11 protein-coding genes are annotated in these 14233 nt (G+C 39.3%); 5 read left to right on the top strand and 6 right to left on the bottom strand.

From position 1 onward, the window contains the following. Window positions 1-8 precede the first annotated feature (8 nt). From CLV95_RS01115 to CLV95_RS01100, 4 genes are all read right to left on the bottom strand, one after another. Window positions 9-1478 carry a glycosyltransferase family 39 protein gene (locus CLV95_RS01115; protein ID WP_002727199.1) on the bottom strand — a complete coding sequence of 490 codons (1470 nt, stop codon included), beginning with the start codon at window positions 1476-1478 and terminating at the stop codon, window positions 9-11. An 8-nt stretch (window positions 1479-1486) separates the two neighbouring features. Beyond that, on the bottom strand, window positions 1487-2983 hold the full coding sequence (locus CLV95_RS01110) for an FAD-binding oxidoreductase (RefSeq protein ID WP_002731720.1): 1497 nt from the start codon (window positions 2981-2983) through the stop codon (window positions 1487-1489). Between the two features lie 29 nt (window positions 2984-3012). After that, the gene (locus tag CLV95_RS01105; RefSeq protein ID WP_002731773.1) at window positions 3013-3750 is read right to left on the bottom strand and encodes an SDR family NAD(P)-dependent oxidoreductase; all 738 of its coding nucleotides are present in this window, start codon (window positions 3748-3750) and stop codon (window positions 3013-3015) included. 291 nt (window positions 3751-4041) lie between these two features. After that, the gene (locus CLV95_RS01100) at window positions 4042-4809 is read right to left on the bottom strand and encodes an arginyltransferase (RefSeq protein ID WP_107694837.1); all 768 of its coding nucleotides are present in this window, start codon (window positions 4807-4809) and stop codon (window positions 4042-4044) included. A gap of 122 nt (window positions 4810-4931) precedes the next feature. Between CLV95_RS01100 and CLV95_RS01095 the strand changes: the two genes are divergently transcribed. From CLV95_RS01095 to CLV95_RS01070, 5 genes are all read left to right on the top strand, one after another. Beyond that, on the top strand, window positions 4932-5249 hold the full coding sequence (locus CLV95_RS01095) for a hypothetical protein (RefSeq protein ID WP_002727154.1): 318 nt from the start codon (window positions 4932-4934) through the stop codon (window positions 5247-5249). After that, window positions 5246-5635: a ribonuclease HI family protein gene (locus CLV95_RS01090; protein ID WP_002731795.1), complete on the top strand. Its 390-nt coding sequence runs from the start codon at window positions 5246-5248 to the stop codon at window positions 5633-5635. Before CLV95_RS01095 ends, CLV95_RS01090 begins: the two co-directional genes overlap by 4 nt. A gap of 19 nt (window positions 5636-5654) precedes the next feature. Continuing rightward, complete coding sequence (locus CLV95_RS01085; RefSeq protein WP_002727136.1) at window positions 5655-6002, top strand: hypothetical protein; 348 nt, start codon at window positions 5655-5657, stop codon at window positions 6000-6002. Continuing rightward, complete coding sequence (locus CLV95_RS01080; protein WP_002731909.1) at window positions 5995-7293, top strand: CCA tRNA nucleotidyltransferase; 1299 nt, start codon at window positions 5995-5997, stop codon at window positions 7291-7293. The genes CLV95_RS01085 and CLV95_RS01080 overlap by 8 nt, the downstream gene beginning before the upstream one ends. Window positions 7294-8126: 833 nt before the next feature. Then, complete coding sequence (locus tag CLV95_RS01070) at window positions 8127-9785, top strand: outer membrane beta-barrel protein (RefSeq protein ID WP_002731867.1); 1659 nt, start codon at window positions 8127-8129, stop codon at window positions 9783-9785. 769 nt (window positions 9786-10554) lie between these two features. Here the strand turns inward: CLV95_RS01070 and CLV95_RS01060 are convergent. Next, on the bottom strand, window positions 10555-12186 hold the full coding sequence (locus CLV95_RS01060) for an LA_3751/LA_3752 family putative glycosyltransferase (protein WP_002731798.1): 1632 nt from the start codon (window positions 12184-12186) through the stop codon (window positions 10555-10557). A 6-nt stretch (window positions 12187-12192) separates the two neighbouring features. After that, window positions 12193-14184, bottom strand: a complete 1992-nt coding sequence (locus tag CLV95_RS01055; protein WP_002731920.1) for an O-antigen ligase family protein — start codon at window positions 14182-14184, stop codon at window positions 12193-12195. Window positions 14185-14233 lie beyond the last annotated feature (49 nt).

Genomic DNA, 14233 nt, shown 5'->3' with positions numbered 1-14233 from the left:
TTAGAAAATTACCTTTTGCGGATGGTGATGACTCTCATTCCGTAGAACAACTGATCTTTTCGATCGAATATTTTTTGAGCGAATAACGAATCCAAGTCTTCCGAGTTCAGATATTTCCAAGAAGTTTCCAAAATCACTAAATCCTTTCTTGTTGGATCCTGAACGAAAAGATTGGCTTCTTTCTTCGTATAAATCTTTGGAACTATTCCCTGAATTTTTGCCGTTTTCAAAAAATATTCCATGTTGTACGTATGAGAAGAGCAAAGAAGAGTAAATTCCAGGGGACGATCCTGAATCGTAGAGATGATGTATTGAGAACTTTCTCTCCATTGTTCCTTAAAAGGTTTGTAGTAAAACCGGGTAAAATAATAGAGGGAAACGATGGAAATTAGAATTAGGATTAATTCGAGTCTTTTTCCTTTGTAGATCGGAAACAGAGAAAAACCGGTGGTGATTAGAAAATACAAAGCGGGGGCGGTGACTAAAAGATTTCTAGCGGTAATCAAAGGTTGAATCAGGGAAAGAATTCCGAGGACGACAGAAAAAATCAAAAAGACAATTCCAAGTAAAATCACGAATTTTTTATGATCTGGTTCTAAAGCAAGAGTCTTCATTTGATTTTTCGGAAAATAAATAGAAACGAAACCTGCGAGTAAGGCTAAAGAAGCCACAATTCCGGGAATAAACTTTTTTAGAATTCCGGAATGAAAGATCAGATCGAAAAAAACAAGAAACGCGGTGAAACCCGCCTCCGGAATCCACGAAGCGATTCCGATCTTATCCGAGTTGAACAATAGATAAAGAACCGGAATGAATAAAATTCCGAATAAGATCCCGAAATAGAATTCCACTTTAGGAAATTTTTTCGTAAAAATCCACTTCGTTATAAAAATTCCGAGAAAAATGGAAGCGGACCAGATAAATCCGAAAAAATGAGTATAGGATGCTAATAAAGAAATTCCTAATAAACTCCAGTATATACGGAAATTTTTTTCCTTTCGGTTTTCGTAGACGGATTTTAGAAGAATCGCAAGCTGAATCGTGCTAAACAAAACCAAAAGACTATAGGATCTGAGTTCCTGGGAATAATAGATGAGCCCCGTAGATAAACTTAGGAAAACCACGACGGAAGTTTTGATTCTTCCGCTTAGATTATGCGGTGAAAGAAGGTAAAACGAAAAGGGAACAAGAATACCCACGATCGCACTGAACAATCTTCCGACAAAAACCGTCGGTTGAAAAAGTTGAAACCAAAAATACAAAAGCGTTTGGTACAACGGAGGATGCGGATCATTCTTCATCCAATCCCAAAGATTGCCGAACGAAGTTTCGGAAGAAGCTCGGATTGAAAAAAGCTCGTCTTCCCAGGGACTTTGTAGATCTAAACGAAAAAATCGGAAGAAGGCTCCTAATCCCAAAAGGAATAGGAAAACCTTATCCTTTTTGATTTCTATCAAAAGTGCATTCAGCCGATTCATAAAACAAATCACCAGGTTCCTGTAATTCTTCTGTAGAGATCGGTTTCTAAAATCCCTTTCGGATCGAATTTCCTTTTTAAGGAATAAAACTTCTCCAAATTTTTTTTCGGAAATGCTCTTTGAACGGTTTCCGGTCTGAGAGTGCTGTCTTTCGCAAAATAGAATTTTCCTCCGAACTTCAACACGATTTCGTCTAACTCACCCGCGAGTTCCCAAAGTCTTTTTCTATTTCCGAAAGTCACTGGAAAATCCATAGCCATCGAATAACCGTCCAATGCGTGTGTGAGAAGAAAAGGATCAGATTTATGTTTTTTGAATACGGCAAGCCAGGTAACGATTCTCCTTTTCTGGCAAATCTTTAGAATTTCACAAAAAGCATCCACCGCATTCTCCTTGGGAATGAAACTCTGGTATTGAATCATGGAACCGGGCTTATACATGAACTTCCAGTTTGGAACGTAATCCAATAAAAACGCATATTCTGCGTGACCTTGAAAATACGGTTTGTTATTCGTCAAATAACCGGAAACGAATTTTGCAAAATTGACGAGCCTCATCCCCAAGTTGTTGGCGAAAGGAATCATGAATAACCACATCCAAGATTTAGGAATAATTCCGAGAAATGTGCTTGGTAAATTCTGTCTTTCTAATTTACAATTTTCAGGAAAGTCCGGATCCTCTCCTTTTTTCAAATGTACTGCTTTGTGGATTTGTCCTCTTCCTAAAGAATTTCCGGATGCAAATGCATCGATCCAACCTACGAGATAGTCCGCGCTTTTATATTCCCTTTCAAAATAGTCGAACATATCCTGCAGATTTTTGCTGACCACGGGCCATACCTTCATTTTTCCCGCGTAGATAGCTTTCAGTTGGATCGTTACGTTCAAAAAAACTCCGAGCATTCCAAAACCGGAGATTGCGGCAAAAAAAAGTTCCTGATTCTTTTTACGGGAACAGACGAAGACTTTTCTGTTCGGAGTCATAAATGTAAATTCAAGGACGTGATCGCCGATCGAACCCACCGCAAAGTTATTCTTTCCATGGATGTTCATCGATAAGGCGCCACCTAAAGTAGGAAACATCGTTCCGCTTACGACCGGAGGCCAGTAACCTTTTTCGATTCCGAATTCCCAAAGTTGTTTGATCGTAACTCCGGATTCCGCTTTGATGATCCCCGTTTTTGAATTAAATTCCAAAATTCGATTGTACCTCGAAATATCGATCACCACGCCCTTCGTATTTGTGGCCGCGTCTCCGTAACTGCAACCTCCTCCGCGAAGTGTCAATTTCAGTCCTTTATTGTTTGCATAGGAGAAAAGATCCCTAAAGTCTTCTTCCTTTTCCGGAAAGAAGACGGGAGAAAGCGAATAATGGTTCATCCCCCAAGTTTCCACTTTACTTGGAAGCGGAAGGGTTATTTCAATTGGAGACTTTTTTACTTTTGCCGTTTTTGAAGTTTTTGCGGAAGTTTTCTTTTTCGGAGAAACTTTGGATGCCCTTGCCATAGTATTACCTTTGATCGATTCAGGTTCGTTCAAATAGAAAGACGTTTAAAAAGAAAAGATGGAATCAAACGGATAATCAAACCCACGAGTCCCCAGCGGGCCGGAACGTAGACACATTCTTTGCCCGAATCGGCCGCCTTGACGATGATAGTCGCCGCTTCTTTGGCCGAGATAAGCCAGAAAAGACCTTTCATACCTCGGGTCATGGCAGTATCGATAAAGCCGGGTTTTACGGTGAGAACTTGAACACCTAACGTCGAAAGACGATTTCGAAGAGCTTCGAGATACGTGTTCATTCCCGCTTTGGAAGTATTATAAACGGGATTGCCTCTTCTTCCACGATCTCCTGCGATCGAAGAGATCCCGATGATCTTTCCGCTTTTTTGTTTTTGAAAAAGGACTGCTGCGGGATTGAGCCATGCCACACAACCCAGAAGATTTGTATTTAACATAGCGATGTCTTTTGTAACATCGAACTCATCCGGTTTCACGTCGTACATAATTCCGGAAGCATAATAAATCTCGTCGACACCTTTCATAGATTTGACCGCTTTTTGAAACGCGGAGTCGACTTGATCAAAATTGGTGACGTCTTGTTTGATAACGAATGCGTTTGTTTTACCGGGAGAATTAAACGGAGCCGCGATTGCCTTCAATTCCTTATCACGACGGGCTACGAGAGTGACCGTATGTCCTTGCTCCAAAAGGAGAATCGCTAATTCTTTTCCGATACCGCTAGATGCACCGACGACGATTTTTTTTGCCATATTCATCCGTTCTATGGAAAGAAACGGAACTGACAAGTATGATTTAAAGGAAGATAGAATGAACTTACCCCAAAACTTTAGAGTTGCAGGAACTACTAGCTTAACTGTGAAAAGACGATTTACAAACTTAGAAACTCTCGAGGAGACGTAATAATGAATCGCGTTTTATTATTTGCGATTTTAAAATCATAAATTTCTCTTCGGATTTTGGGATAAGTTCCATGTATTTTCAGTAATCTTCTCTCGTCTTGAAGTTAGGTTTTATGAAAATAGAAAGCCGGTTTTGAGGACTTACCAGGAAAAGTCGGCGTATTTTTTTTGGAATTCTTCGAAGGAGATCCAATCATTCGTATCAAGTTCGCGAATCTCCGATGGAACCCAATACTTTTTATAGTCCATATCCGGATGTCCCGGAAGAAAATAACCGAGGTGATAGTATTTCATTCCCAGTTCTTTTGCGTAAAGGATGGAATAAAGAATTGCAAAACTTCCAAGGCTTCGATCCGGATAATCCGGGTCATAAACGGAATAAACCGCGGAAAGAGAATCGGATGCGGAGTCTAAGATCATAAAACCGAGAATTTTTTCATCTAAACTAAGGGTCATCTCTAAAGAATTTTCCGGATATCCGAAAAGATTCCAACGCATTCCTTCTAAAAGTTCCTGATCCGATTCTCCGATTACAAAACTTTGGTAACGAGATCTTTGATAACGTAAGTAGAGAATTTCTTTCTCTACGGTCAAATGGGGAGATCCGAAACGAACCACAAGGTCCGAGTTCTTTTTTAAAAGTCTCTTCCGGTTTCGGCTGGGAACAAATTGGTTTAAAGGAACCCGATAACTCAAACATTCGCGGCAAGCGTTACAAGAAGTTCGATAGAGAATATTACCGGTTCTTCGAAAACCGGAATCGAAAAAAAACTGTAAACTATCTTTTTCAATTTTTCCCTGAAGTGGAAGATATTGAATCTGACTCAAACGATCCGGATAGTAAGAGCAGCTTCTTTCCGGACTGATTGGAAGAGAATTCACGAAGTTTTGGAGTTTATGCCGGATCATCTAGGAAATGATGACAAACTGCGTCGGACTCGTAAAGTTTTTTAGGGAAAACTCGACGAAAGAGACGGTTCTTTTCAGTATGGCTTTTAATACGAATTACGTACAAGATTCGGAATTTTCAGATGCATAACCTCTTTACGAACTTCGAAGTAAAAAAACGCGGCCTTCGTGTCGCCTTATTTTTTACGATTGTCAGTCTGATTTGTTTTTTAACCGAAAACACGATCCTTCAATTTATTTTTTTGGGACTAGGATTCGTTTCTTTCGTGTTCACTTTGGTTCAACCGGAGATTTTTTATTCTTTTACAAACTGCTCTTTGGAATTCGTTTTGGTCTTTCTAAGTGGAATTGTAAAAGTCGGCTTATTACTTATCTATCTGATTGTCTTTAAGCCGATTCGGTTTATGATTGGCCTTTTTCTCGGGGAAAAAAAATCTTGATCTCCATTTTTTGCGATGGGGCATCCAAGGGAAATCCGGGACCTTCCTCGATCGGAGTCGTGGCGTATAAGGGTGACAAGGAAGAATTCAGAATCTCCGAGCGTATCGGAGAAACCACCAACAACGTGGCGGAATGGACTTCTCTCAAAAAGGGCTTGGAGGAGTGTATTCGAAGGAAATTCGATACAATTCATGCGTATATGGACTCGGAGCTTGTGGTCAAGCAGGTCAGCGGAAAGTATAAGGTAAAACATCCCAATCTTTTGGAATATAAAAAGGAAGTGGACAAGCTCGTTTCTTCCTTACAGAATTTTCAAATCACCCATGTTCCTCGTGAAAAAAATTCGGTCGCAGATAAGCTCGCAAACGAAGCCTTTCAAAAATAAGAGCCGACTATTTTCTCTTTTGTGGAGAATTTCGTTCTACGTCTTTTTGTTTTATACGGCGTCGAATTGCGGTCGATCTTTGAAGGACAAGTTGGTTGTTCTTCAAAAAGAAGAAAAGTTCGAAGAAATGCTTCTACTTTGTCTTTCTGAAAAGGAAACTCAAGACACGAAGGAACTCTGTCGTCTCGCTATGGAAAAGACGGAGGCAGGAATTGATAGAATTCTATCCGAAAAAGCGGAACTACCTTACAGTCAAATTACGGTGGATCCGGAATGGAAAAAGAAAATCGATATCATTCTTGAAAATAACCGAACTCTCAAAAATCGATACGGGAATCTCTGGAAAAAAATGATTCAAAATGACTAACGTGGATCCGGACGAATTAATCAAAAAAATTCCCGAAAACTTTCGGGAAGATATAATTCGGATCACACAAAACATCCGCAAAGAGGGCGGAGAATGTTATCTGATCGGCGGATCCGTGCGCGATTTGTTGCTTTCAAAAATACCGGACGAATTCGATTTGACCACTTCACTGTTGCCAGACAAAATTCTTACCTTATTCAAAAGAACGGTTCCGACCGGGATCAAACACGGCACAGTTACCGTTTTAATACAAGACCGTTCTTACGAGATCACTACCTTCCGAAAGGACGTGGACTATATAGACGGGAGAAGACCGGAGGCCGTTGAATTCGGAGTTTCGTTAAGCGAGGATTTAAAACGAAGAGATTTTACTATGAATGCTTTGGCGTTGGACTTGGAAGCGAAACGCCTGATCGACGAGCATTCTGGACTTGAGGACATTCAAAATAAGATCATTCGAACGATCGGAGATCCGATCGAAAGATTTACCGAAGACGGTCTTCGTCCAATCCGTGCGATTCGTTTCGTAAGTAGTCTCGGTTTCACTTTGGAGTCGGAAACCGCAAAGGCGATTATCCAATGTAGAAATATAACCGCGAAAATTTCTAAAGAAAGGGTTCACGACGAATTAAACAAAACCCTCAAAAGCAAAAATCCGGCTCCTTCTTTGAAGTTATTCAAGGAGTTTCGAATTTTAGAATTATTTACGAATCTCAAATTGTATCCGACGGAAAATACGAACGTAGAAAAAAAAATCCGGGAAGTTCCTGTAGTTCCTTTGAGCCTTAGGCTTTCTTTTTTACATGCTTGGTTGTTCGGAAGTTTTCAAGATAGAAATTCGGCAAAACAGTTTATGAAAGACCTCCGATATTCCAATCAAAACACGAAGGATTCACTGTTTTTCTCGGATATGCTTTTTATGATGTTGAACCGGAAGGATGATGTGTCTTTGACCGATGCGGAAATTCGAAAGGCTGTTTTGCATCCGATTTGTGTGTATGCAGGAAGAGAAAATCTAAGGATTTTGACGGAATATATTCTTAATCTTGCATATACTTACGAGCCCATTCTCAAGGATATTTTTGATTTTCGGAGAATTCTGGATCTGACCGAACGATCTCAAACTCTTGTTGTGACTGAATTGGCGCTTCGAGGAGAGGATATCCTAAAGGCTTGTCCGAATCTTCCTCCTAAACAAATAGGATCCGTCCTTGAGAAACTACTGTTTCATGTTCTGGAAAATCCGGATGAAAATCGAAAAGATTTCCTTTTTCCTCTTCTTTTCAAGTAACTCATTTTATTCCTATCGAGCGATTCATAAAGAGCGAGATAGTCGTAGCCAGCGAAAGCATTACCGAGCGACCCTAGAAGCGAGGTTGAGTTATTCGAAGACTCTTAGCGTAGCTAAGATAAGCGATTCATAAAGAGCCATAACCTTACCCACAAGTTAAGAAGGATTTTGGAATAGTAAGAATCAAAACGCACATTTTTTGAAGTATTCCGACAAGAGTAAGGCTTTTTACTTGCGAAAAGTATGATTTTCTGATATAAAAAATCTCCCGAGTCTTCCCACCGCCCTAAAACGCAGGGGAAACTCAACGCAGAGCTTTCCTGAACTCAATGCATCGCTTCCTACGGGTCGCTCTGCAGGTCGCTCTGAAAAACTCAACGCAGAGCTTTCCTGAACTCAATGCATCGCTTCCTACGGGTCGCTCTGCGGGGTATAGTTTCACGGAGGATTGTCGTAATTCCGACAGATTTATCTTCAGATTCAAGTATTTGTGGGTTAGGTTATGGTTGGGAGCGAGATGCTTTCATTTCCTCCACCGGTATTCTTGGCTCCGTCGATCAAGAATACCGTATTCGGAACTGTATTTTCAAGAATCATATGAATCTATGGATTGCAGTATAACCATCGCTTTCCTACTTGTTAATTCATGTTAATTTTTGTATAAAAATTAGGCATATAATTTAAAAAATGAAATTGTTTGAAGATTTATTCTATTTTTTAGACATAATATATGCTTTTAATAATTAAGTTACGTCTATTTTTTTAGTTAAATGCTTTATTTATAGCATTGGCATGTATTTTGCATGATGGGGAAACATAGGAGATTTAGAAGAATGATGAGAATAAAAACAATAAACCTTATTGGTCCTGTTCTTTGCTTCCTGGTTTTTTCTCAGGTCTTTGCTCAGGCTGGAAAAAAATCAGGAGCAGATGCTTCAGTCGCTCCGGCGCCTACTTCCCAAATGATGGAACAAGAAGATAAAAAATGGTATGATCAAGTTGAATTTTCCGGGTTTGCTGATGTGTATTACATGTACAATCTCAATCCAAAACAAGGAGGAGACATTGATGCGACCCGTGCTTTCGAAACAAGCAATAAGAACTTTGCGGTTAACGCGGTGGCGCTTACGATCCAAAAAGCTGCTGAAAAAAGTTCTCCTTGGGGGTTTCGGATCGATCTCCAAAACGGCCAGAACAACGCATTTCAAGAAGCTCCTTATTCTCAAAGTAATGGCATTTACAATTACAACATGCTCAAACAGGCATATTTAAGTTTATATTTCCCCGTTTTAAAAGGAATGACCTTAGACGCCGGTAAGATGGCTACCCATATCGGTTACGAGGTTCTTGAATCTATGAGCAATCCGAATTACTCGATAGGTGCAATCTTCCAGAATACGATTCCCTTTATTCATACCGGTGTTCGACTTACCACTCAGTTCACGGATAAATGGGCAGGAACATTTTATCTCTACAACAGTGGCGGCGGTACCGGCTATAATTCTCCTGCAGCTACGACTATCGCACCATTGAACGTAATTACGGATCCAACTTACAGCGGTAATGCGGCGGGGAAAAGCTACTTTGTGGAAGGTCAGACTGAAAGAAAAGCGATCGGAACTCAGATCAAAGGCCAGTTGATTGAAGACAGACTTTCCGTTACTTGGAATACTCTCTATTCCAGCGACGGAGCTTATGCTCGTGTCGATCCTTCCAAAGCGGCTATGGCTACGGAACTGGCGAACATATCCGGAGATCCGAATATAGGAATGTATAATGTTGCCAATCCTCGGAGAGCGAAGTATAACAAAGATTACTGGTTTATGAACCACGTTATTCTTTCCATCACTCCTTCGGACAGAATTACGATCGACTTGGATTACACTTGGAGTGAAAAATCCGGAGCACTTGCAAACAACAATTTGGATCAAAAACGTTATAATGTGGATGCAACTGGCGCGGAAGTTTTCAACAAAGACACTCTTTTTTGGGGGTTGAATAACAAGCGCGATTCTAAAACCACTTACAAAGCTTACGGTATTTTTGCGAAGTTCAAAATCAACGAAACTTGGGGTGTGAACGTTCGCTTCGAATACATAGACGATAAACATAATAACGGTGCTTTAACTACTTTCAATCCTTTTATGGGACCTAACGCTTACATAAGCACATATAAAAAAACTACGGATCTTGCGATCGCGGACACGGTGGCGACGGCTTTTGCGGCAGACGCTAATTTAGGATCTTTAGGAATTACCAAAGAACAAATTCTCGAAGTGATGAGTGACGATTACAAAAACTACTCAGGAGTCAGAAACGCGGGACAATACAAAACCTTTACCGTTACTCCCGTTTGGAATTTTACCGAAAATCTACTGATCAAACTTGACCTCCGAAGAGATTGGGCGACCGGTAAACAATTTGTGGATCAAAAAGGCGATAAAACGGATCATCAATATGGCATAACCTTGGGAGCTGTCGCAAAATTCTAAAATTGGAATGAGAGATATTCAGAGGCGTTTTTCTAAAAAACGTCTTCTTCTTCTTCTTCTTTTAAAAAGAAAATGATTCAAATACGATTGTTCTTTAGAGAAGTTTGTATTGAAAGATACTATAAAATTGAGTACCGTAAATTTTGATTCCAAAGCCCTGTTACAGTGCAATATATTAGGTACTCTTTTATGTAGTTCTGAGTAAAAGTTTGTCCCAAAATATAGAGATGTAAGAATTTTTTAGATGTTAGTGAATAGTGGACTCTCACTTTTTTTCCACATGCGTGGGATTGATGTATATAAAGTCCTAAAGTTAGATTTACAGAAATCAGACTTTTGTTGAATGAAATGAGGGGTAAAAAGTCCTAATGCTTCATTCCTAATCCACTGAAACGTTGGAGCTCCTACATTCAAAAGACTGATGAAAGTGTTGCGGCAATGCCGCTCTTACAGAAGACAGTTTTGAGATAAATTCTTAGAGCCGGTCTCAAAACCTTAGGAATGTAGGAGCTATTACAATTTTAAACGACGAGAGAAAACCTTCAATACGACGGTTTCTGTGGGAACCTTCACGTTTTTTAAAAACTTGCCGGATCGTCTAGAGATATTTTTCTTCAGGTTTTGAGACCGGCTCTTAATTCCTTTTTTTGTTTTGTGGTTGATGTTCGCATCTAACCTTCGTTTTTCAAGCCCGGAAGGGGGCGCCATTTTGTCTAAACGGTTTTTTAAATGATTCAACAGAGGAATGATTTTAGAATATTCAAAATCATTAATTCTTATATAGTTGATAAGTTCTTAGGGAAAAGTTCAGAATCTTCTTTTGGTCTTTTACTCTGTAATAACGATTCGGATCCGGAAAACGAACTGCGATTTTTTCTTTAAATTGTTTTTCGGGAAGATTCGGATCTTTAGGAGGTTCCGGCTCATATTCTAAGATGGAATACGAGTCGACTCGATTCTTTTTGAAAGTTTGTTCCAATTGAATCGCATCTTTTTCCGTGTATACCGTGAAATGGAGGGAATTTAGGTAAGAAAAACCGATTAAATAATTCGTAAATTGTCCCTTGTGAACGATGATTCTCTTGGATTGAAACTCATTTTGTATTTGCAAATAAGGTGCGATCGATCCGAATAAAATTTTGAAACCTTCTCTCGTGAATTTGTAGTTATAATATAAACTTAAAAAAGTCAACAAAATCAAAATCCTTCCGATGTTTGGGAATTCGATGTTTCTTTGGTACAAAAAGATCAGGATTCCCGCGGATAAAAAGATAAAACCGGATTCCAAATAACGGAGCCCGAAATGGTGAACTCCTGCCGTATAAGGGCTGAAAAAGGAAATTGAGAAGAGAGTTCCAATTCCTACAAGGCCGAGAATCGACCCACCGGAAAGTTCTTTCTTACGAATAAGATCGGAAAAAATACCGAAGATTAAAATTGCGTAAGGAGACGCTTTTAGGAATCCGGATTTGGTCGCGTCGCCCAAAAGATATCCTTCAAGAATTACGATTTGTTTTCCGATGGAAAACTGACTCATCGCGTCTTGTGAACTGACGAGAAAACGAATTCCCATCGGATGACCGGAATAAAAGAAATTCAAGACGCCTATAAATCCGAAAGAAAGGACTCCACCAGGAACCGAAAAGATCAAATATTCTTTAAGGTTGTTTCTCGTTTTTTGGGAAAAAAAGGCAAGAAAACCGAATAAGAAGATAGGAAATGCGGATTCGGTTCTTAGAAAGAACGCAGTTACCGCCAAAAAACCGGAAATAAACGAGAATATTCTAAAATTCGAATTTAGATTTTTGTTTTGAACCGTGATTTTATCCGCAAAAAGGGAACGAATCAAAAAATATCCGAAAGACAATAGAAGAAAATTATTGAGAGGAACTTCGGAAAACTCGACCGAGGATAGGGCCGGAAAACTGAGAGTGAACGGAACTAGAGTGCCGATCAAAATGACCCAGGTTTTATCAATAAATAAGGAAAGAATTTTATCAAAGATCAAAAGACATCCGAATAAATAGAGAAGAGGTAGTAGTGTAATGATTTTTGCTCCGAAAAAATATGCCGGAATTCCGTTTAAAAGTGCAAATAGAGGAGGATACTGAAAGATACATTTTCGGTTCTCGTTTTCTTTTAGAAAAGCCCAGGGATAGTCGAAGGGAAAATACCTAAATTCAGGATCGTAAATCTTTCCGGGATAGAGGCATTCTGATTCCGCGACAGCCTTGAATCCTTTTTCAAAGAACATTATGGTTTGATAATACTTAATCTCTGAGTCGCTGGAAACGAATGGAACTTTATCGTCGAGTTTGAAACGATTGAAGATCAGGAATAATACCGCGAACAAGTAGATGAAATAACGAGAATAGGTAGAAAAAATCAATCGATTGAACATTATTGTTTATTCCGTAAAAATGATATGAAACGGATCCGTTTTTTTTCCTTCTTCCAATTCTTTTCGGATATCTAAATTCGGATCTTTTTTTCTAAGAACATCGACTTTTTCTTTCCAACAAACGGAAGAATACGGATTTTTTCGGACACAACGATCTAAGAAGGATTCCATCAAATCCGAATGACCCGGACTTTTGCGAAGAATTAGGGAGGCCAAAACTAAATTTTCCTCGGAACGGATCCAGATTTGATTGCTGGTGATTTCTTCGATCGGATGAGAAAATTTTTTACGGTTCCCGGAAACTTTTTTTTCTTTGTATATTAGGAAATTATCAAGTTCTATTTCGTCTTGAATGGAAATTATGATCAGATTTCTGAGTCTTTGTTCCCAGACCAACTGAAAAGAAAGATATCCTAAAAGAATCAATGAGATTGCGTAAACGGCTTTAAACGAACTGTTTTGACCGAACGTTTTCATCGTAGAACTGGATCGGGTCCGAATCAAAGATAATGCAAGCGTTACCGGAATGAAGAAATGTTGTTCTCCCAAATTGTAATCGAAGAACTCGTGAACAGCCACAAACACAAGAACTCCTGAAATGAATATCCCTATATCGGAAATCTTCTTACTTTTGGAAACTAACATTCGGTAGGAGAGAAGAGAAAGATAAAGGGCGATCCAAAGAAAAAAGAGGGAACCTAAGATCCCGAGACTCGTAAACGTTTCCACGTAGAGATTATGAGCTTGCGGATAGGATCTGAAAGAATGCAGAAATTTATAGAAATCGTCGTAGCCGATTTTTTGTGAATGTGTTCCAGGCAGATGAGCCAAAAGAGAATCTGCATCCAATCCGATTCCGAAGATCGGAGCATTTTGAAGTACCGATTGAAAGTGAAAGTTCCACAGGGAAAATCGAATGAGAAGGGTTTTTGGATCGAAATATTGGGAAACGGTTTCTTGAGGAAAGAAAAACACGCTTCCGACCGAGAGTAGAACTATTAGACAGAATGACGGAATGAAAATCCGGAAGAAAATTTTCTTTTTACTCCAACGAAAAAGAAAAATGCAAAGGGTTGCGAGACCAAAAGCCAATAAACTTGCGCGCGAGTGATTGAAATACGTAAGATAAATAGCGATAAGACCTCCTGGAATTAAAAACCAGGAATATCGACCATACTGATAGGCAGTATAAAAGGCGACTAACGCGGAAAATGCGGAAATTACCGCGATCGACGACACGGGGAAACCCGCGTATGTAAGCAAAAGAGAAGGTTGCAAAAGATCAAAGGGCCAGATCGTATGGATCGCGGAAAACAAGTTTATGGTATTCAAAAGAAGATTTGAGGAAAGGATCAAAAGAAGCCCTTTTTTAATGAACCGACTTGGATAAGAAGAAACCAAAAAGAAAATCAGAATTCCGGAAAATAAAAGACAAAGTTGCAAGAGGGCCGCTTGGGATTTATAGGAAAGTAAGGATGAAATCAGTAGCACAAAAAAGGAAATGGAAACGACGACATACAATTTACGAAGTCGAATTTTTTTCGGAGAAAGATAAAACAAGGAAGCGGCTACGAAGAGTAAAAGCGGAACCGATTTGATACTTGAAAAAAGAGGAGGGGAGCATGCAAACGCAACTGTGTGAACGAATAGGAAAATCGGATGGATGTTTTTAAGGAATAAATAAATTGCAAGACACAAAGCTGCTACATAGAGAAGTTTTAAATTCAACTTTTGGGAAAAATAGACGACCGGAGCCCGGTTAATTCCGTTGACCGTAGAAAGTCCGATTAATAATAAACATGCCAATAGGAAAAGGGGATGAATTCTGAATTTCTTTTTCCGAAACGAAATTCCTAAAGAAACGAACCAAACAAAAAAACTAAATACCACCGAATCTCTGGAAAGAGAGGGATTCAAAGGATCGAAAAAAAACAGCAAAGCGAGAGAAAAAGTAAGTACTATAAGTGGAACCGTTTTTAAGTTGAGAAGTAGACTCATTTATTGTTTTATTTGGTTTTGTAAATGATAAATAAATGCAGGGTGTCTT

The sequence above is a fragment of the Leptospira borgpetersenii serovar Javanica genome (assembly GCF_003046425.1).
Classification (GTDB): domain Bacteria; phylum Spirochaetota; class Leptospiria; order Leptospirales; family Leptospiraceae; genus Leptospira; species Leptospira borgpetersenii.
Note: the sequence above shows the minus strand (reverse complement) of the source record. Positions and strands in the feature narration are given on the sequence as shown.

Coding starts and splice junctions, on each gene's coding strand:
- CLV95_RS01095 (WP_002727154.1), top strand. CDS start 4,932: ATGCATAACCTCTTTACGAACTTCGAAGTAAAAAAACGCGGCCTTCGT.
- CLV95_RS01105 (WP_002731773.1), bottom strand. CDS start 3,750: ATGGCAAAAAAAATCGTCGTCGGTGCATCTAGCGGTATCGGAAAAGAA.
- CLV95_RS01100 (WP_107694837.1), bottom strand. CDS start 4,809: ATGATCCGGCATAAACTCCAAAACTTCGTGAATTCTCTTCCAATCAGT.
- CLV95_RS01080 (WP_002731909.1), top strand. CDS start 5,995: ATGACTAACGTGGATCCGGACGAATTAATCAAAAAAATTCCCGAAAAC.
- CLV95_RS01110 (WP_002731720.1), bottom strand. CDS start 2,983: ATGGCAAGGGCATCCAAAGTTTCTCCGAAAAAGAAAACTTCCGCAAAA.
- CLV95_RS01115 (WP_002727199.1), bottom strand. CDS start 1,478: ATGAATCGGCTGAATGCACTTTTGATAGAAATCAAAAAGGATAAGGTT.
- CLV95_RS01060 (WP_002731798.1), bottom strand. CDS start 12,186: ATGTTCAATCGATTGATTTTTTCTACCTATTCTCGTTATTTCATCTAC.
- CLV95_RS01070 (WP_002731867.1), top strand. CDS start 8,127: ATGATGAGAATAAAAACAATAAACCTTATTGGTCCTGTTCTTTGCTTC.
- CLV95_RS01055 (WP_002731920.1), bottom strand. CDS start 14,184: ATGAGTCTACTTCTCAACTTAAAAACGGTTCCACTTATAGTACTTACT.